15 protein-coding genes are annotated in these 19,638 nt (G+C 39.6%); 3 read left to right on the plus strand and 12 right to left on the minus strand.

Annotated elements, in window-relative coordinates:
* Positions 1-136: 136 nt before the first annotated feature.
* The 3 genes from ACYIB7_RS06000 to gldB all read right to left on the minus strand — a co-directional run bounded on the left by ACYIB7_RS06000 (position 137) and on the right by gldB (position 4,639).
* Positions 137-1,708 carry a ClC family H(+)/Cl(-) exchange transporter gene (locus tag ACYIB7_RS06000; protein ID WP_480338335.1) on the minus strand — a complete coding sequence of 524 codons (1,572 nt, stop codon included), beginning with the start codon at positions 1,706-1,708 and terminating at the stop codon, positions 137-139.
* 107 nt (positions 1,709-1,815) lie between these two features.
* Positions 1,816-3,435 (minus strand): BNR-repeat neuraminidase N-terminal domain-containing protein, encoded by a 1,620-nt coding sequence (locus ACYIB7_RS06005; RefSeq protein ID WP_480338336.1) that lies wholly within the window; start codon positions 3,433-3,435, stop codon positions 1,816-1,818.
* Positions 3,436-3,646: 211 nt separating this feature from the next.
* Complete coding sequence (gldB, locus tag ACYIB7_RS06010; protein ID WP_103983743.1) at positions 3,647-4,639, minus strand: gliding motility lipoprotein GldB; 993 nt, start codon at positions 4,637-4,639, stop codon at positions 3,647-3,649.
* A gap of 104 nt (positions 4,640-4,743) precedes the next feature.
* Between gldB and ACYIB7_RS06015 the strand changes: the two genes are divergently transcribed.
* On the plus strand, positions 4,744-6,066 hold the full coding sequence (locus tag ACYIB7_RS06015; protein WP_099463050.1) for an MATE family efflux transporter: 1,323 nt from the start codon (positions 4,744-4,746) through the stop codon (positions 6,064-6,066).
* A gap of 60 nt (positions 6,067-6,126) precedes the next feature.
* Here the strand turns inward: ACYIB7_RS06015 and ACYIB7_RS06020 are convergent, their stop codons facing one another.
* The 5 genes from ACYIB7_RS06020 to ACYIB7_RS06040 form a co-directional block, all read right to left on the minus strand.
* Positions 6,127-8,052: an NAD(+) synthase gene (locus tag ACYIB7_RS06020; protein ID WP_480338337.1), complete on the minus strand. Its 1,926-nt coding sequence runs from the start codon at positions 8,050-8,052 to the stop codon at positions 6,127-6,129.
* A gap of 49 nt (positions 8,053-8,101) precedes the next feature.
* Positions 8,102-9,454 carry an MATE family efflux transporter gene (locus ACYIB7_RS06025; RefSeq protein WP_480338338.1) on the minus strand — a complete coding sequence of 451 codons (1,353 nt, stop codon included), beginning with the start codon at positions 9,452-9,454 and terminating at the stop codon, positions 8,102-8,104.
* 77 nt (positions 9,455-9,531) lie between these two features.
* A complete protein-coding gene (locus ACYIB7_RS06030; RefSeq protein ID WP_103983741.1) occupies positions 9,532-10,296 on the minus strand; it encodes a peptidylprolyl isomerase in 765 nt (254 codons plus the stop codon).
* A gap of 10 nt (positions 10,297-10,306) precedes the next feature.
* Entirely contained in the window at positions 10,307-10,978 is a 672-nt protein-coding gene (locus ACYIB7_RS06035; protein WP_103983740.1) for a peptidylprolyl isomerase, read from the minus strand.
* A gap of 117 nt (positions 10,979-11,095) precedes the next feature.
* Positions 11,096-11,998 carry a glycosyltransferase family protein gene (locus ACYIB7_RS06040; RefSeq protein WP_103983739.1) on the minus strand — a complete coding sequence of 301 codons (903 nt, stop codon included), beginning with the start codon at positions 11,996-11,998 and terminating at the stop codon, positions 11,096-11,098.
* A 178-nt stretch (positions 11,999-12,176) separates the two neighbouring features.
* On the opposite strand from ACYIB7_RS06040, the gene ACYIB7_RS06045 reads away from it, so the two are divergent.
* Positions 12,177-14,219 (plus strand): M13 family metallopeptidase, encoded by a 2,043-nt coding sequence (locus ACYIB7_RS06045; protein ID WP_103983738.1) that lies wholly within the window; start codon positions 12,177-12,179, stop codon positions 14,217-14,219.
* Positions 14,220-14,282: 63 nt separating this feature from the next.
* On the opposite strand, the gene ACYIB7_RS06050 is transcribed toward ACYIB7_RS06045, so the two are convergent.
* From ACYIB7_RS06050 to ACYIB7_RS06060, 3 genes are all read right to left on the minus strand, one after another.
* Positions 14,283-16,295, minus strand: a complete 2,013-nt coding sequence (locus ACYIB7_RS06050; RefSeq protein ID WP_103983737.1) for a glucosidase family protein — start codon at positions 16,293-16,295, stop codon at positions 14,283-14,285.
* A gap of 302 nt (positions 16,296-16,597) precedes the next feature.
* Positions 16,598-16,807: a hypothetical protein gene (locus ACYIB7_RS06055; RefSeq protein ID WP_103983736.1), complete on the minus strand. Its 210-nt coding sequence runs from the start codon at positions 16,805-16,807 to the stop codon at positions 16,598-16,600.
* 366 nt (positions 16,808-17,173) lie between these two features.
* A complete protein-coding gene (locus tag ACYIB7_RS06060; RefSeq protein ID WP_103983735.1) occupies positions 17,174-17,575 on the minus strand; it encodes a hypothetical protein in 402 nt (133 codons plus the stop codon).
* An 89-nt stretch (positions 17,576-17,664) separates the two neighbouring features.
* On the opposite strand from ACYIB7_RS06060, the gene ACYIB7_RS06065 reads away from it, so the two are divergent.
* Positions 17,665-18,549, plus strand: coding sequence for a 1,4-dihydroxy-2-naphthoate polyprenyltransferase (locus tag ACYIB7_RS06065; RefSeq protein WP_103983734.1), 885 nt, complete (start codon positions 17,665-17,667; stop codon positions 18,547-18,549).
* Positions 18,550-18,750: 201 nt separating this feature from the next.
* Here ACYIB7_RS06065 and ACYIB7_RS06070 read toward each other — a convergent pair whose 3' ends face one another.
* On the minus strand, positions 18,751-19,626 hold the full coding sequence (locus ACYIB7_RS06070; protein ID WP_103983733.1) for an NAD kinase: 876 nt from the start codon (positions 19,624-19,626) through the stop codon (positions 18,751-18,753).
* Positions 19,627-19,638: the final 12 nt, after the last annotated feature.

A 19,638-nucleotide genomic window follows, 5' to 3' on the forward strand; every position in this document is an offset into this window, starting at 1 on the left:
ATCTAAATTATTCCGGGGCTTCTGATTTTAAAACATTACCATTCTTCATTTCTACAGGAATATTGTCCCGGAAGTGCATGGAGACATGAGTGCTGCCTGCTTCTGTTAAAATCTTTGCCATGATATAATTATTTAGTCAATAAATATTTGCTAAACTGATTAGAGGTTCATATAGTTTTTCTATGTCTTGTGCATCAATCTCTATTTCAACCTGATCGCCGGGAATCAAGGTTTCTCCTTGCGGAGAAAGCGTTTTACGGTCACGGCGTATGTTTTTAATAAAGCATCGTTCCGGTAAAGTAAGTTCTTCTGTTTTTTTTCCGTCAAAGTAAGAGCCGTGCATAATTTCCACAAAGAGGCTGGAACGCTTTTGCTGGCTATAGGGTGGTTGGGAGATCATTTCATCATACAGTACAACATTAAACGGCTTGATTTGCAACAATTCGGTGAAATAATAAGTTAATCCTCCAACGATAATGGATGGATAAAAAACTTCCAAGTGTCCTGTTATTTCAGTAATCAATACAATGCCCGTTAATGGGGTGCGTACTACGGCAACTAAGAATCCTACCATACTGATAAGCATTATGTAGCTGATATTGGCCTCTGCTATATATCCGAATTTTACCAGTAATAAAGCTATAATCTGTCCGAATAAACCTCCTGTTACGAGTGTGGGAATAAAGTTTCCGCCCGGTAAACCGGAAGAAAAAGAAAAGGTGGTAAAAACCAAATGGATCAACATCATGGCTGTAATCCATAATATTGGTTTGTAACCATCCATTGCTTGCATGATAAGAAAATGTTCCCCACCTCCTGTGAGGTCAACTTCTAAAAGAGAAATCGTATAAGCAATAATTAGTAAATAAAGTAATTTTATATGAGCAGGTTGTTTGATTCGCGGATATATATTTTTGCTCCATAAGGTGAACCATGAATATAATTTTGCAAAGACAGAGATCACTACAGCCAATAATAAAAGAACTTTGAATTGCTCTAACATAGGCATGGAAGGAGCGATTGCATCGATTTTAAAATAAGGGTTTATTGGAAAGATGATACTGGCAATGCCTCCTGCTACCACGCCGGCTAACAGGGTGGTGATGGCTGTCTTGGGCGCATCAAAACGTTCTATAGATTCAATTACGAGTAATGAAGATGCTAGGGGGGCGGCAAAAGCAGCTGCCAGCCCGGCTCCGGCTCCGGCTGCTAAAAGTTGTTTTCGTTCGCCCGATAGTACACGACCCCACTTGGAAACGAGGTAGCCGATATATGAACCTATCTGAACACATGGGCCTTCCCGGCCTAATGATAACCCGGCGCTGAGAGATAATATACCTCCTGAAAATTTTGCAATCAATTGGAGTAATGGGTTTTTATAATCCACGCGTCCGTTGATTACTCCACGTGTTTGTGGAATACCTCCTCCTGTAATAAGAGGCATCTTTTTGACTAACCAGCTCACAAATATAAGGATGCCCCATAGTATGGGAAACAACAGCAAATGGAAATACCAGTGAGGATGCGAATCGAAGAAAGCTTTGCGGATATCAAAAAATAGTTGGAGCAGATAATGGTATGGGACTGCTACCATCCCGGTGAGCAATCCCACAAATATACTGACAAAATATAGACGGGCATCAATAAGTTTGAGCTTCCATATCCGTCGTTTTTTCAGTTCCCGGATATCCAAATTATTCCAATCCATGCTGTTCTTATTATCGACTACGATAATACAACAATTTAGAATGGGTTGGGTTTGCCTGCTTTATGACAATCAAAGATTATTAACAGAAACAAATATTGTCCTGGCTGTTACTTGATGAGATCCGATAGTTTGATTGCCTGGAATGTCATGTGCGCTACACTTGATTCGTAAAAAATACCAACGGTTTCTTTATCTATCATAGACAGGCAGGTATAGCCCCATCCCTCAGCTTCGTCCAACATCACCTGGTGTTCTGCGGGCCAGGTGAGTCCTTCATCCAGACTTGTTTTGATTGTAATATGGTTACGACCTTTTTGGGTATTGGGGTTAGAGAATAGAAGCAGTTTTTTGCCGGTGATATTATCTTTTGCATCTACTTTTATCAAACTTGCCATACATATGGGTTCCTGAAGTGCATGACGGCTGGAAGGATGTTCTTCCCATGTTTTCCCTAGATCGCGGGTAGTGGCAATGGCACGACTTCCTCCGCGGTTGTCGCGCATATTGAGCATCAGAACGCCCGGTTCCACTTCTATCACTTGCGACTCTGTTGTGTTTGTACGTGCCGGATTATGAAGATGCCATGTTTCTCCACGATCTTTACTGTACATTATGCCTGCATTTGGTATACGGGTTGCATCTATAAACTGTATGGGAAAGACTAAAGTACCATCCTGCATTGTAATTCCACGTCCGGGACCTTGCAGAAGAAAATACCACGAAGGGTCCTTTACCTGTGAGGTTATATTAATGGGTTGACTCCATGTTTTACCATCATCTTCACTTTTTACAAGCATTAACTGTGCTGTCTCGTCCGGAGTCATTCCCGGCATGGAGTTCCACCAGGCTCGTTCGTTTCCCATTCCGTGTGTCCATGCAGCGACAATCCAGACAGTATTCGTTTTTTCGTCTACCAATATCGCTGGGTCGCCAACGCCGTTTTGTGCATGCGGAAGCCCACCGGCTTCTCCAAAGCTCATGGCTACGCGCATAGGTTCCCAGGTTTGTCCTTTGTCTGTGCTCCGGCTAAGACCTATGTCTACCATTTCCTGCAAATCCACACTATTATTATAGCGTATATCATAAACTCCTAATAGTGTACCATTATTAGTAGTTACTAATCCGGGAATACGATAAGCGGCAACACCATCATCCCATGCCTGGCGCACTCCGATTCCTACACGACGGGTTTCTGCTTTTCCTGCCCAGGATACAACTGCAGATTTGTTATTGATTATTGCTTGCGGGATTGTGGCGGATATTTTGGCGAGTAAAGAAGTTTCCGGTTTCATTTCAATGCTTATCCAATAATAGTTTACCCCATTTACCATAGGTTGAGTAGTAGTGAAGGTTAGATTGCCGGATGGATTGTTTACTTCGTCTTTCTTCACGGAGTAAGACGGATTGGCTTTGCGGGTCCAGTCACGGGAGTGGCTTGAAATATAAGTTACCGGACTATAATGTGTTCCACTTCTTGATGGAGCTTCAACTCCTGCGTAATAAAGCCGTACGGATTGAATATTATCAATGTTTACCGATTGGTCAAACTGCAATGCCAGTTTGTTTAGTATGTCGCCTTTTTGGGCAGGGATGCGTATTTCAAATAACACATTGTCTGTCCGGTCGATCAGTATAGGTATTTGGGGTTCATTTACAAACAGTGTATCAGTAGCAAATGAAATCAGATGTAAGGCTAATAGGCCTAGCAACAAAAAAAGTTTTTTCATGGATTTAGTTTATTTGAATGATAAATGATATTCGCGTTTAGCATTTCGAGGCTAAAGATACATTTTTTTGAGGTATCCAAAAAAAGAAAGGGAAAGTTTGAACCTTTTTCTTTTCCTTATGTTATAGTGATATAGTGTTTTTCATGGTATTAGAATTAAGTTAGATTAGGTTATCCGTCTTGTTCGTGAGAATAGGACGGTTTCTTTTTTATTAGGGTTTATATTTGGATGCTTCCAGTATTGTTTGTGCATTTGCATTTATCAGGGCTTCTGGTGTGCTGTTTGTTTCTTTCATATATTTATTAACGATCTGCCAACCTACCCATGTACCAACGTTTCCGGGAGCTTCATTGGCAAGATGGGTGGAAGGTGCATCCTCAAAGTATTTGGAAGTAGTCATGTGGTCCGGGGTAAAAAGATCCTTGCGTTCGATGATGGCTTTCCAGATATCTTCTTCATGTTCTTTGCACCAGTTGAGGTTTTGTTCGGTAAAACCAATCAAATCGGCTTGTGTTATCTCCGGCAATGCCTGGCTTAACAGGTATTTTATTTTTCCTTCATAAATCATACGGTCTAAAAGTACATTCTCTTTTCCTGTAAATGGATATTCGGACATGATCCAGCCTGCCAGATAATCGGGGACAATATTATGACGTTGCATTTTTTGTTTCTGGTAGTCGTAGAAAAAATCCTGATATAACGGAAAGTCCTTACCCATATATTTATCAATAGATATAGATAGCAAACTGTCACCTACAAGTACGTTCTGATTAAATCCGGATATGTGCATATATACTGCCGGAATTTGCATGGATGGAAAATTGGCATGAAGATAGTTGAATCCTTCTCCTAATTTTTTTTCTATATCCGAAATATCGTTATACTGCGTAATGGCTTCCATATACAGTTGTTTTAGTGTCGGCTCCGAATAAAAAGTGATAAGTTTAGGGAAGAAATTCGGATCATCCGGAGTCTGGATATTCAATATACCTTTGCCTAGAATATCTAACATTTGGGGATATTGTTTGCGAAGCTGTACTTGCATGGTCGTATCTTTCGTATCGACTAGGGCAAACAATTCTTTGTCAAAGCGTTGAATATGCATAGGCGTAGTCTCCGCATAATTTGTTGTATTTGTGTTTTGTCCGGTACAGCTAAATAATGTAACTGTAAAAAGCACCGTTAAAAAAGTTTTTGCTATCATCTTCTTCAAAATTATAAGCTATTAAAGAAACGGTTCATCTTCTTTTATATTGTATAAATAACATCTAATCATTACCTTTGCCTCCCTTTTTAACAAAATCCGGTATGCAGTTCTCAAACAAACAAATATTACAGATAACATATCCCGTATTGATAAGTTTATTAATGGAGCACCTTATCGGGTTGACAGATACGGCTTATTTAGGACGGGTAGGTGAGGTAGAACTTGGTGCATCAGCCTTAGCCGGAGTCTATTACTTGGTAATTTATATGCTGGGCTTTGGGTTTAGTGTCGGAGCTCAGGTGCTGATAGCCCGTCGTAACGGGGAACAGGATTATTTAAAGATCGGGCCTGTATTTACACAGGGTATGCTATTTTTGTTGTTATTGGCAGCTGTCCTGTTTACATTGTCTAATTTTTATTCTCCTATATTATTACGCCATTTGATAGGATCGGAAGATGTTTATCTGGCTACAATGAAGTATATAGATTGGCGCGTATACGGATTCTTTTTTTCTTTTACCGCCGTCATGTTCCGGGCTTTTTATGTTGGAACTACCCATACGAAGATTCTTACCGCAAATTCTGTGGTTATGGTATTGACGAATGTAGTCCTGAACTATATTCTTATATTCGGTAAATTAGGTTTCCCTGCTTTGGGAATAGCAGGAGCTGCTATTGCATCTTCTATTTCCGAAGCTGTCTCTGTTTTATTTTTTATAATATATACATGGAAAAAGGTTGATTATAAGAAGTATGGATTGTTCCGGTATGAAGGAGTAGATTTTAGAATGCTCGGACAGATATTAAGTGTTTCTGTTTGGGTGATGATACAGCATGGTATTGCTTTTTGTGGTTGGTTTATCTTTTTTATCGCAGTGGAGCATTTAGGCGAACGCCCGTTGGCTGTAACGAATATAGTGCGTAGTATATCTTCTTTCCTGTTTATGTTTGTAAATGCATTTGCCTCGACTAACAGTTCCCTGGTTAGTAATTTAATCGGAGCAGGAGAAACAGAACAAGTTATGAAGCTGTGTCGTCGGATGGTACGCATCTGCTATTATTTTGTATTACCTATAGCATTGCTATTTGCTGTTTTTCCAGAACTGGTATTGCGCATTTATACGGATAACCAGGAGTTGGTAGCCGCCTCGGTTCCTTCTTTATGGGTAATGTTGTCATCTTATCTGCTGGCTGTTCCCGCATTTATTTTCTTTTTTAGTGTTTCGGGAACAGGGAATACACGTATTGCCTTGATTATAGATATAGTTAGTATTGCAGTGTATGTGCTTTATATATTCTATATTGTAATTAAGATGCAGCCTGAAATAGCTGTTTGTTGGACAACCGAATATGTATATAATATAATGATTCTTTCATCATTTTATTATATATGGAAAGGAAACTGGAGAAATAAGAAAATATAAAAATCATCCCGATCATTTTTTGGAAACATCGTTATGATTTGATAAAATGATCGGGGGCAATTATTCCAGTCCTTCTATTTCTTTTAACCATAACGTAGCCATTGCATCACTGGGCATACGCCAGTCTCCTCGGGGTGAGAGACTGATTGAGCCGACTTTTGGCCCGTCGGGCAGACAATTACGCTTAAATTGTTGCTGGAAGAAACGGCGGAAAAAGGTATGCAACCATCTTTTGATTGTTACATTATCATATTTGCCAGTAAAGGCTTTTTGAGCCAAATAATATATCTTGGACGGAGTAGAACCGAAACGTAAGAAATGATAAAGATAGAAATCATGTAGTTCGTAAGGACCTACTAAATCTTCTGTTTTTTGTTTGATGTTACCGTTTTCATCTGCCGGGATTAGTTCCGGACTGATTGGTGTGTCGATAATATCCAATAAAGTAAGACGTGACGTTTCATCGACTTTATGAAGAGCCACCCATTCAACCAGATATTTAACCAGTGTTTTTGGTATGCTTCCGTTTACACCGTACATAGACATATGATCTCCATTATATGTAGCCCAGCCGAGAGCCAATTCCGACAAATCACCGGTTCCGATTACTAAACCGTTTTCCTGATTGGCAACATCCATTAGTATTTGCGTGCGTTCACGGGCCTGGCTGTTCTCGTAAGTAACATTATGTACATTCATATCATGATGAATATCTTTGAAGTGCTGTATACAGGCATCTTTAATAGAAATTTCCCGGAGTGTCACCCCTAAAGAATGTATCAGATTTACGGCATTATTGTAAGTTCTTCCGGTGGTGCCAAATCCCGGCATTGTGATTCCGATTATGTGTTTGCGTGAAATATGCAGGGCATCGAATGTCATAACGGCAACGAGAAGCGCCAGCGTAGAATCCAAGCCGCCGGAGATACCTATTATTGCTGTTTGAGCATGGGTATGCAACAAACGTTTGACAAGACCTGCTACTTGAATGTGAAATATTTCATTGCACCGTTCGTTCAGGGCATCACCGGACGGTATGAAAGGATGCGGATCTATAGGACGCGTAAGTTTACCGGAAAATTCAGGTAGTGTTACAGGAATGACCGTATAGTTTTTTTGAGAAAGTCCGACGTTTTCTTGTGAGAAACTGGTATTTGTCAATCTGTCGTTTTGCAGATTCTGAATATCAATTTCGCTTATGATAAGTTGTTCTTCCATACAGAAACGTTCGGATTCGTTTAATATCTTGCCGTTTTCTGCAATGATGCCGTTGCCGGCAAATACGAGGTCAGTGCTCGACTCTCCAAATCCCGCCGATGAATAAATATAACCTGCCAGACAACGCGCCGATTGCTGACTGATTAATGAACGTAGATAATGATGTTTGCCTATCAGCTCGTTGCTTGCCGAAATATTGAATAATAAGTTTGCTCCTTGTATTGCCAGCAAAGAACTGGGAGGAACAGGAACCCATAAATCTTCACATATTTCAATGCCGATCTTTATTTTATCTTGTGCAAAAATAAGATGGCGGCCAAGCGGATAGGATTGATTGCCTATTATAATAGTATCGCTGTTCAGATCGTCGGCTGAAGTAAACCAACGTTGTTCCTGAAATTCTTTATAATTGGGCAGGTATGTCTTCGGTACTACAGCTACTATTTTGCCGCATTGAAAGATAACGGCAGCATTTATCAATCTGTTTTCGGTTACCAGAGGACAACCTACAATGGAGAGTATTCCCGAATTGCCGGTTCCGTCAACTAGTTGTAGTAGAGCCTTTTCGGCATTACGAAGTAATGTTTGTTGAGTGAACAGATCAAAGCAGGTATAGGAGGTTACCGACAGTTCCGGAAAAGCTATGATCTGTACCCCCTTTTCTGAAGCCTTGTGTATTAACCCTTTTATTTGTTGGATATTATAGAAACAATCTGCAACCAATACATGTGGTATGGCCGTAGCTACTTTAACAAATCCGTAGTCCATAATTCTTATCTTTGTTTAGCGACGCTCAAAGATAAGGGTTTTTAATGAATTAGGGAGTAACCTGGATATTTTTACTTTGCAGAGTAAGTTTGTTGAATCTTCTCCACAATAAAATGCCTAACGTTGTAAGGCTGACCGGAAATCCGCACCATACACCAATGGCACCCCAGTCGAATATGAATCCGCACAGGTAACCAATTGGCAGGGCTAATCCGAAGTGGCAGACAAAAGCCATATAAGCCATATATTTTACGTCCGAGATTCCTCTTAACGCATTGGCAAATAATATTTGTAATCCGTCTCCGAATTGGTAAAGGATGACTGAGTAGGATAGAAGCGCCACCATTTCCACTACCTGTTTTTCCGGAGTAAACAAATATCCCATGCTGTTTTTGAAAATCAGAATAAGCGATACTACGACTATAGCAACAAACATAGTCAGATGTAATCCGGCGAAAGAAGCATAATGGATGCTGCTGTAATCGTTCCACTCTTTATAACTGCTTACACGTATGGTTACGGCTGCTGCAATGCCGTAGTAAACCATAAAACCCAAGGTGGTGATTACCCCGACAACCTGATGCGCTGCCAGTGCCGTACTTCCCAACCATCCCATCATAATAACACTCAGGCTGAATGAGCCGGTTTCTACGCCCATCTGTAATCCTACAGGAAATCCTAACCGAACCAGATTGTTCAGGTTGATACGGTTGATAATACCTTGTTTGAATCCGGTTAAAAACCGGCTGTATTTACTATGGTGGGTGAATATATATAAGAATGAGAAGAAGGTAATGATACGACTTGCCAGAGTAGATATACCGGCTCCGGTCAGCCCCATTTCCGGTACGCCACAACGACCGTATATCAGGAAATAATTGCCTATTATATTAAGTACGTTTGCGCTAAGCATAATCCACATGGGAGTTAACGTATCTGTTATTCCATCGCTGAATTGCTTGAAAGAGTTGAATAACATAGCAAAAATGACGGAAAATAATTGCAATATATAATATGGCCTGATGTAAGGCATCAGTTCGTTTGGCTGATTTAATACATCGATGTTGAGCAGTAACACCAGCATGCAAAGACTGATTAATATTCCAACAATGAAATTGATAAAAAGACTGTTCTTCAGTGTTTCGCCGGCTTTAGTGTAATCTTTTCCGGCAAATAACCCACCGATGATAGGCGTTAGTCCGTAAGAGAACCCCATTCCGAAGATGAAAGCCAGGTTAAAGAAATTATTTACAAATGAAGCGGCTGCCAACTCGTTTGTACTATGGTGGCCTACCATTATATTATCGGCAAATCCAACAATGATAATGCCCAGTTGTCCTAACATTATAGGCACACCCAGGCGAATAGTTTTTTTATAGTGTTCTATGTAATTGGAAAACATGTGGAGATATGAAGCGCATTTACATGATAATGGCATACAAACAATCCGGAATTATTTGTATGCCACTATATGTTATATTAAAGTATTTCTATGGATTCTATAACAATATTTTCGGTTGGACGGTCTTGTTTATTGGTCTTAACATTCTGTATATTGTTTACCACGTCTAGTCCTTCAACTACTTCTCCGTAAACCGTATATTGATTATCCAGAAAAGGAACGCCTCCGATTGTTTTATAAATCTCGCGTACTTCCGGATTTAATTTGGTTTCTTCTTTACGTTTCTCGGCTTCCAGTTCTGTTTTGCCTATTAATGTATCTTTAAGGATATTTAGTTCGTCTCTGTTGCCACTCCGGTAAAGCTCCATAATTTTGGATTTGTTTTCTGTTTGCAGGCGCGCAAAGATGGATTGTTTCAATTGGCTTTCCATCTGTTTTTCCATCTGGCTCAGTTCGCTGTCATTATATTTTTTGCCGGTTACAATATAGAATTGTGAAGCCGAAGACTCTTTGTTTGGGTTTACTTCATCTCCTGTACGTGCGGCACACAAGGCTCCTTGCTTATGGAAATATTTCGGATAGGCAAATTCAGCCGGCACGGTGTAACCCAAATCTCCTGCCCCTAATTGCTTGTTCATTGGTGCGTCTTTGGATGTAATGTCACCGCCCTGTATCATGAAATCTTTAATAACACGGTGAAAAAGGAGGCCGTTATATTGTCCGTCTTTTACCAGTTTAATAAAGTTGTCGCGATGTTTTGGCGTATCGTTATATAATTTCAGTTTGATGTCGCCTTTATTGGTGTGCATCATTACAAGTGTTTCTGTTACTTGATTCTCCATATTTCAATCTTTATTTATTAACAATAGTCATTGTTTTAATCTTGATGTTTTTTACTGGGCGGTCGTTCTCGTTGGTTTCCGTAAATTGTATTTTGTCTACTGCTTTCATGCCGCTAACTACCTCGCCGAAAATAGTATAGTTACCATCCAGATGGGGTGTTCCACCTTCCAGCATATAGGCTTGTTTTTGTTCGGGTGTAAAGGTTGTACCTTTTTCCTTGGTCATTTTATCCAGTTCCATTTCCGTGTAATATTTGCCGGTTACAATATAGAATTGAGAGGCCGAGGATGCCTTTTCCGGATTCTCTTCATCTCCCGTACGGGCAGCACATAGCATTCCCCGTTTATGGAAATATTTAGGGAAAACTATTTCTGCCGGGATAGTATAATCAGGATCTCCGTCTCCCAGATGTTTGTCCATAGGGGCATCTTTTGATGTAATATCTCCACCCTGAATCATAAATTGCTTTATGACACGATGGAATAACAATCCGTCGTATAGTTTTTCTTTTACGTTCTTGATAAAGTTGTCCCTATGTTGAGGTGTGTCATTAAACAGTTTCACCTTAATCTTACCCATATCCGTATCAATCAGCACCAATGTCTCGGTTTCTTGCGCATGTAACGGGCAATGCGAAAGAATAAATACCGAAACAAACAACAAAGTAAGGATTCGTTTCATATTTTATTTGCAATTAATTTGGAGGCAAAAATATGAATAAAATATGAATAATTGATCATCTGCGCTTTTCTACTCTTGCAATCGCATAGCCAATTTGTCTGTTATTTGATTTTTGAATCAGAATAGCTTTGAAGGATATTCTCCGGCATTCACTAATGCCTGTATCTTATCAACCACACCTTGACGGTCTGCAGCATAGGTAACGCCGAACCATTTAGATGTAGTATCTAAAACTTTCACACGGGCGGTGTTTTCTGTTATCAGTTTGTTTACCATTAAAGGAATGAAATATTCGCTTTTAAGATTACCCATATTTGCTTTCAGGAATTCTTTGAAAAATTCTTCTGAATATTCAAAATAATCAGGAGTAAACCCCCACATATTCATGGAAACAGGTGTATTTTCTTCTAATACGACTTTCTTTCCGTTTTCGTCTGTAAATTGGATATCTCCGTCAATACGTTCGATTGCAGTACGCTCAACAACGCCAGTCAGGAAGCCTGCCGTATTTGTCTCGCAAACGCCACGGGCAACGGAGCCGCTCTCACTCAATGTATTGCCAACACGGTAGCCAACCATGCAATAGTCGTTTTTCTTACCTGTCATTCCGGTTAGAGCTTTACCTAATACGGCAAAACTATCGCGTCCGTAAAAATCGTCTGCATTGATTACGGCAAAAGGTTCGTTAATCACCTTTTTCCCCATAAGTACAGCGTGGTTTGTTCCCCACGGTTTTTCGCGTCCTTCAGGACAAGTAAACCCTTCCGGCAGGTCGTTTAAATCCTGAAATACTACTTCGACAGGAATATGGTTTTCATATTTGGAGATAATTTTTTCGCGGAAATCTTTTTCAAATGATTTGCGGATAACAAATACCAATTTTCCGAATCCGCCACGAATAGCATCGAAAATAGAATAGTCCATAATTGTCTCGCCGTTGGGGCCAAGGCCGTCTAATTGTTTTAATCCTCCGTAACGGCTACCCATGCCGGCTGCCAGAACAAATAATGTAGGTTTCATAATGTCTATATTTTTTAGTGTTTCTCTATTCTGCGGGCAAAGTTAGCAATTTCTGTTATTTGCCTTGCATACTTTATTATTTTGTTAAATTACTGGCGTTAAATAAAGGTTGTTGGTAGGCTATTTGTTTTTATTTATACTACCTTTGCACCATCTTTTAAGGCTTAAAGTTAGTAAAATGAAAAAAACGAAGATGTTACCGCTTATGGCAGCTTGTATGGTTGCTTTGGTGGGCTGCAATACTCCTGTGAAAGAGATTGCAAAAGTGAAAGCCATTGATCTGGCAAATATGGATACGACAGTGGCTTCGGGTACTGATTTTTACGAATATGCATGTGGCGGATGGATTAAAAATAATCCGTTGAAACCTGAATATTCAAGTTTTGGTACTTTTAATGTATTAATGGAAAATAATCAGGAGCAACTCCGTAATTTGATTGATGAATTGGGAACTACTCCCCAACAAGCCGGAACCGTAGCCCAGAAAATAGGTACTTTATATGCGATGGGGCTGGATAGCACAAAACTGAACGCCGATGGTGTAAATCCTGTTAAGGAAGAGCTGGCTGCTATCAATTCGTTGGTTACAAAATCCGATATTTCAAAAATGGTTGCCACCTTGCATAAAGGAGGTATGTCTCCGTTCTTTGTTTATTTTGTAGCTGCTGATGAAAAGAATAGTTCTATGAATATTATGGGGCTGTATCAGGCAGGAATAGGCATGGGCGATCGCGATTATTATTTACAAACAGACGAAGCAAGTGAAAAGATGCGTGATGCATACCAGGCTTATATTAATAAATTATTCACTTTGGCTGGATATACTCCCGAACAGGCTGATGCTGCTGTAAATGCTGTAATGAAAATCGAAAAGAATATTGCTCAGATATCTTCAAGTCGCGAAGAATTGCGCGATTCGCAAAAGAATTACAATAAACTTTCATTTGAAGACTTTAAAAAGCATAGCAGTGCTTTGGACTGGGATGTTTATTTCCAGTCTTTAGGCGTTCCGGATTTGAAGGAGTTGGATGCCAAACAGATTAATTTCTATAAAGGTTTGGAAGATTTGTTCAAAAACACATCGATTGATGAGCAGAAGGCTTATCTGGCATTTAACTTGCTGAACGCAGCAGCTCCTTACCTGAGTGACGATTTTGTAACTGCTTCTTTTGATTTCTACGGGAAGGTTATGTCGGGACAGCAGGAACAGAAACCACGTTGGAAACGTTCTCTTTCTACTGTGAATGGAGCTTTGGGTGAAGCTGTCGGCGAAATGTATGTAGCAAAGTATTTTCCGGCTTCTTCTAAAGAAAAAATGCTTCAGCTGGTTGGAAATTTGCAGAAAGCATTGGGCGAACGTATTGCTTCATTGGAATGGATGAGCAATGTAACCAAGGAAAAAGCTCAGGAAAAACTGGCTGCTTTTGGTGTAAAGATAGGTTATCCTGATAAATGGCGCGATTACAGCGGCCTGGAAATAAAGGACGATTCGTATTGGGCTAATGTGCGCCGTTCTAATATTTTTGATGCTGAATATTATCTGGCGGACTTGAATAAACCGGTGGATAAATCCCGTTGGCTCATAACACCTCAAACGGTTAATGCTTATTATAACCCGACAACGAATGAGATTTGTTTCCCTGCTGCAATTCTCCAGCCTCCGTTCTTTAATCCGGATGCCGATGATGCTGTAAATTATGGTGCTATTGGCGTGGTGATCGGACATGAGATGACTCATGGTTTTGACGATCAGGGACGTAATTATGATAAAGACGGTAATCTGACTGACTGGTGGACTGCCGATGATGCTAAGCGTTTTACAGAACGCGCCGACAAACTGGTTGAACAATATAATAATATTATTGTATTAGATACAGTACATGCTAATGGTCGTTTTACACTGGGTGAGAACATTGCCGACCATGGCGGATTGCTGGTAGCACATCAGGCTTATAAAAATTCATTGAAGGGTAAAGAGGCTCCGGCCCCGATTGATGGTTTTACTGATGATCAGCGCTTCTATTTAGGTTATGCAACTTTGTGGGGGCAGAATATCAGACCGGAAGAGATTCTTCGTCTTACAAAGATTGATCCTCATTCTTTGGGTAAATGGCGTGTGAATGCTGCTTTACGTAATATAGATGACTTCTATGCTGCTTTCGGAATAAAAGAGGGTGATCCGATGTATATGGCTCCTGCAGACCGTGTGGTTATATGGTAGTAATAATGATAAATAAAACAGCAAAGGCGTCTCTTCATTAGGGACGCCTTTTTTATTGTTGGATTACCGTGTGTTACCTGGTAGTTCGACCGTTATAGTTTCTCCTTCTTTAGTGTTTTTGTGTAATAAGGTTTTATTACCAATTTTGACTGATATATCTATCTTACTTTGGTTTCGGTTTACTTCGATATCAAAAGAGGTTCCGAATGCTTTAATGTTCCGTAAGCTCATTGTATTCCATTCTTTAGGCAGGCGAGGTGTGAAAACGAATGATTTTAAACCGGTAGGACGGATTCCGAATAAACCTTCTGTTATGATGCGGCAATATAACCCACTTTCGGCCGATAAATGGCGTTGACTTCCTTCCGGCCAGGCTTCGATAGCATAGGGGACATGTTCTCCCAGTAAACGCTGGTTGGAATAGAACTTGAGATATTCGGTTGCTTTCTCTGTTTCACCACACGCATAGACTCCACGTAATGCGTACAAAGTAGAACGATCCCAGAAAGTTTCGCTGCCGGCCTGTGTCAACAAACCGTTTTTTGTCCATAGACGCGGGGAGAAAAGGGCTTGGATAGTTCCTTCTTTACGATCGTAAATGCCAACGGTCAGCGGAATACAAATCCATGAGCGTAGTATATCATTACCTTTGTAATATCGATATGTATCGAAGCCTTCTACGTTGGCTTCGAAATAGCTTTCCATGTTTTTGCGGAGAGTCTTAGCCTGTTTATCATAAGATGCCAATTGGGCCGAAGGCTTATGCAAATCTTTTCCTAAATATACAGCAGATAATAGGGCATCATAATATAATGAGGATGTACACAGGTTGGCTTTGCCAGCCGGAAAACGGTTTTCCAATTCGTCTGCATCGGAAGCTACTACACCTTCGCTGTTCAACTGGCGATGGCAATATTCCAGGCACCATTCAATCAAAGGCCATAGTTCTTCAGCTTCTGCTTTATCTCCTTTGGCTAAAGCATAACGCGCTGCCCCGTATGCAACCATCGCTGCATCGCCACGGTCGCCGGCTCCTCCCCATACATCGGTACCTTCTGCTATAATGGAACTTGGTATCTTACTATATTCCTGATTCATAAACCGTGCGAAGTGCTTAAAAGAGTTCAGGGCTGATGCATTTCCGGTTTCATATCCTAAATATGGAAAGAACGGATTGATATATTCGGCTTGGTCGTTAGCCCAGATTGCAGCATAGTAAGATTCGCCTCCCGGACCATGAAGCAATCCTCCTTTAGTGTCGTATATGCTTTCGGAGCCGCGTATCTTAGCAAAGGCAAACATAGTGTTGATTACAGTATCCGGGGTTTCAAGAATCAGATTATTCCATAACCCGGAAACAAGGCTTTTGCGGGCTTGCAATTCTTTTTCAATATCGGGCTTAAGTTCTGTTTCCCCGTTTTTATATCCGGCTATGGATGTATAAAATACAAATGTTTCTTTGGGCCGGAGTTGTTTGGTTGCCGAACCTGTTATTTCGGATATAAGTTTGTAGCTACCGTCTACACCTATTGAAGGATCTGTATTTGTTATGGTCCGTGAAACAGGGACTTCGACTGTAATATTGGTTTCACCCGTATTTTGCAAGATATATTTCTCGTATATGGCAGGATTGGATACAGAAGGGAAAATTGTGCGTGTTATGGATATGCTTGCATTACCGGGGAAGGAAAAGGTGCTTTCTACAATCATCGTTCCGTCTAATGTTATTGTATGGACTTCTTCGTTTAATAATGATAATCCGTTTACTGTAATCATTTCGGGAGCATTCCATGCAAATTTTCTTGTAAGGCTGGCGTGTGTATTGTTGGGAATTGTTCGCAACATAGGCCACACTAAGCTTTTATTCAGTCGAAAGGAGCCATCTTGATTCACCCCGTAACGTAATACGGTTGAAACTTTCAGACCACTCATTTCAATATGATCATAATGAGGTAGCTTATCTTTTACTTTCCATGAAATACTTCCGTTTGGATTAATTGTCCATCGGTTTTGCGCAACAAGTATCCCCGTACTTGTACAGAGACAAAAAAGCATGATAAGGAATTGTCTTTTCATAATAATATTGCTATTTAAAAGCACATGAATATATTACATATTGTTTTATTTATATGCAATATTCGTGAATTAATTAAAGATATGCAACGGATTGAATAAAATAAGATAAAAAAATGTCCGGTTTCCTATTGGCAGGTATTATAGATACCATACTCAAATAAACAGCAAGTTATTTTTTAATAGGCAGAAAAACGTATTTCAAGTAACCCCAAGTCACCTCGGAGTAACAATAGGAAGTTTTTCCGGACATTTGTTAGGTTTTTGTATTGGAATATTTGTCTTATAATGAATATTCTAAATCTTTATTCATAGTCATATTCCTCTGGCTTTTCATGAGCTGCTTGCTTTAATTGTATGCTACGCAATACAACCATCACTATGGTGATAAAGCCTAAGCATCCCATTATTACATCTTTAGTCATTATGTTAGAGAAGTCGGTAGTACCAACTAATACTAATGTGATAAATGATAGCATCATAACTGCATCTACCAAATCTTTATTTATTTTCATATCTTTCTGTTTTTTTAATTATGTACGTCACTTATTTGGATGTCTCTTCGTTAATCGCAGTCGCTTCTTCCGTGTTCCCGGAATTACTGAGACCTCTCATGATCCCATATAAACCGACACAAAGTGTGCCCATTACGATAACAAGTTTCAAATAGTCGTTTGTAATAATTGAACTACACGCAAGTACGCAACCTGCAATTGTGATAAGAACATAAAGATATATTCGGCCTTTGCCTGATTTATTTTTAGACATAATTGTATGATTTTAGAGTGAATAATAAATTGATTTGTGCTGAAAGAGCACAATAATTAAATGGTATAGAAGATATGGCTTCCATACGCAAAGACGCAATTATTCACAATAAATCAAATGATGAGTTTCCGGAGGACAAAGATGTGATGCCCCATCCGGCAGAGAAGAGTTGATAAGTTTATGGTATGACAATCTGAATTAGTTTCAGATACTTTATGGAGTACGTTTATTCCTTTCAAGCGGATGAACTGTAGCGTTTTTTCTGCCCCTTTTTGAATACGTAACTCAAAGTTGTAATTGGTTGTTTGAATATTCCGGCGGGGTGTAAGACCGTTACTGCCTTTTAATTCACTGCTTAGTATTTCCAGATGATGTTGTATATCGGCAGAAGTTTTTTCTTTCATAATAGTTTCCTGATTAGCAGCAATAGTATTGTTGTCCCTATTTACACCATCTTCAGGTGCAAGTAGAAACATACCAATCAGCAGACCTATTATAAATAGAATATTCTTCATGCTGCAAATATATATGAAATCTTAATAGAGTAACAACTATTTGGTTTTTTTGTTTTTACTTTTGCAGGTAAAATATGTAAAAGGTCGATATGAAAGAAGAAAAAACACTTTTAAGTGCATGGCTGGAAGCTGCCAGGCCAAAAACATTGCCTGCTTCGTTTAGTCCGGTGTTAGTAGGATGTGCTTTGGCATATCGTGATGGTATGTTTCGCCTGGTGCCTGCTATACTTTGTTTATTAGTAGCTTTATTGGCACAAATTGCCAGTAATTTTGCGAATGATTATTTTGATTTTAAGAAAGGAGCGGATAAAGAAGACCGTTTAGGACCGGATCGTGCGGTGGCTTCGGGTTGGATTACTCCAAAAGCTATGTTGAAAGGAACTTTTGTCACTTTGGCATTGGCATGTCTTTGCGGATGTATGCTTTTGTTTTATGCCGGTTGGGAACTTATTCCGGTAGGTTTAGCCATTGCGATATGTGTGTTAGCTTATTCTGCAGGACCTTTTCCGTTGGCATATAATGGTTTGGGTGATGTTTGCGTGTTACTGTTTTATGGAATGATTCCGGTTTGTTTTACTTATTATGTGCAAGCACTTTCTTTTTCTCTATTGTCTTTTTTATTATCATTGGCATTGGGTTTGTTGTCTGTCAATATTCTGATTGTAAATAATTACCGGGATTACGAACAAGATAAAGCAGCCAATAAGCGGACTACAATTGTTTTATTTGGCCGTAATTTTGGTCGCGTTGCTTATTTTATAAATGGGGTAGCCGCATTACTTATTGTGATGCCTTTATTATTAAGTAGTGCTTGGTGGATACATTTTGTATTTGGTGCTTTTGCAGTCCTTTTTATATCTACCTGGATGGAGTTGAAGCTTTACCGGGGACGTGAACTTAATAAAACGTTAGCTCATACGGCGCGCAATGTTTTTTTGTTTTCCTTGTTATTGATGGTAGTTTTGCTTTATTGAATAAGTAATATCGTTTTATTCATTTATATTGGGTATTGGATTATGTATGCGGAACAGTATAAAACAAAAAAGGCTATCCATCACGGACAGCCAATCTTCATTGTTAACCTTAAATCTAATACCATGAAAAACACAGTGCAAATATATGGTATTTATGTTTTATAGCATAACTTTTCGGTGTAAATCTTTTGATATTTAACATTATTTCATTCTTGCGTCTGCTCCCCACATTAATTTTTCCCGCAAAGTTTGGTAAAAAGTATGGTTGTAACGCTTGATGACCTTTGTTGTATAATTTGCTTTACTTATTTCCAATTTTATACCGGTAGGGAATACTTCCGAACGGCCGTCCAGCGCAATAAGAAAATTGCTGCTCCTGCTCTCTACTCCTAATGTAATTGTATATGAATCAGGTATGACTAATGGACGGACATTTAATGAATGGGGAGCTACGGGACTTAATACAATATTGTTACTTTGCGGCAGTATGATAGGACCGTTTACACTCATAGAGTAAGCTGTAGACCCTGTAGGTGTGGCAACGACAAGGCCATCTGCCTGATAGGATGTTAAATAATCTTCATTTAACGAGGTGTGAATGGTTATCATGGATGATGTGTCACGTTTTAGAATTGCGATCTCGTTCAATGCGTAATTATAGCCATGATAGATGTGATCTTCCGTATGAAGACGTAGTAAAGTGCGTTCTTCTATGCGGTAGTAGTTTTTGAAAAGTTCTTCGAGAGTATCTTCTACTTCGTTACTGCTTACATCTGCTAAGAATCCTAAACGTCCTGTGTTGATGCCGAGTATCGGGATATTTTGTTTGTTTACCCGTGCTGCTGTTCGTAAGAATGTCCCGTCGCCGCCAATACTTAAAGCAGCATCCAGGTTAAATTCGTCTCCACTTATAAGTCCCGACATGGGTGGCTCGTATCCTAAAGCGTCGGTAAGGAATGTGTAAAATAGACTGTCTACATATACTTCGGCTTCCAGGGTATGTAGTTTTTCAAATAGACGTTTGATTAGGTTTTGTTTTTCAACCTGATGTTTACTGCCAAAAACTCCTACTTTCATAATTTTAGTCCT

This window comes from Parabacteroides sp. KHUB-03 (genome assembly GCF_056640975.1).

Bases quoted from the DNA above. Each gene is read 5' to 3' on its own strand.
- ACYIB7_RS06060 (WP_103983735.1), bottom strand. From the start codon at position 17,575: ATGAAGAATATTCTATTTATAATAGGTCTGCTGATTGGTATGTTTCTA.
- ACYIB7_RS06055 (WP_103983736.1), bottom strand. From the start codon at position 16,807: ATGAAAATAAATAAAGATTTGGTAGATGCAGTTATGATGCTATCATTT.
- ACYIB7_RS06035 (WP_103983740.1), bottom strand. From the start codon at position 10,978: ATGAAACGAATCCTTACTTTGTTGTTTGTTTCGGTATTTATTCTTTCG.
- ACYIB7_RS06050 (WP_103983737.1), bottom strand. From the start codon at position 16,295: ATGAAAAGACAATTCCTTATCATGCTTTTTTGTCTCTGTACAAGTACG.
- ACYIB7_RS06015 (WP_099463050.1), top strand. From the start codon at position 4,744: ATGCAGTTCTCAAACAAACAAATATTACAGATAACATATCCCGTATTG.
- ACYIB7_RS06020 (WP_480338337.1), bottom strand. From the start codon at position 8,052: ATGGACTACGGATTTGTTAAAGTAGCTACGGCCATACCACATGTATTG.
- ACYIB7_RS06030 (WP_103983741.1), bottom strand. From the start codon at position 10,296: ATGGAGAATCAAGTAACAGAAACACTTGTAATGATGCACACCAATAAA.
- ACYIB7_RS06005 (WP_480338336.1), bottom strand. From the start codon at position 3,435: ATGAAAAAACTTTTTTTGTTGCTAGGCCTATTAGCCTTACATCTGATT.
- gldB (WP_103983743.1), bottom strand. From the start codon at position 4,639: ATGATAGCAAAAACTTTTTTAACGGTGCTTTTTACAGTTACATTATTT.
- ACYIB7_RS06000 (WP_480338335.1), bottom strand. From the start codon at position 1,708: ATGGATTGGAATAATTTGGATATCCGGGAACTGAAAAAACGACGGATA.
- ACYIB7_RS06025 (WP_480338338.1), bottom strand. From the start codon at position 9,454: ATGTTTTCCAATTACATAGAACACTATAAAAAAACTATTCGCCTGGGT.
- ACYIB7_RS06070 (WP_103983733.1), bottom strand. From the start codon at position 19,626: ATGAAAGTAGGAGTTTTTGGCAGTAAACATCAGGTTGAAAAACAAAAC.
- ACYIB7_RS06040 (WP_103983739.1), bottom strand. From the start codon at position 11,998: ATGAAACCTACATTATTTGTTCTGGCAGCCGGCATGGGTAGCCGTTAC.
- ACYIB7_RS06045 (WP_103983738.1), top strand. From the start codon at position 12,177: ATGAAAAAAACGAAGATGTTACCGCTTATGGCAGCTTGTATGGTTGCT.
- ACYIB7_RS06065 (WP_103983734.1), top strand. From the start codon at position 17,665: ATGAAAGAAGAAAAAACACTTTTAAGTGCATGGCTGGAAGCTGCCAGG.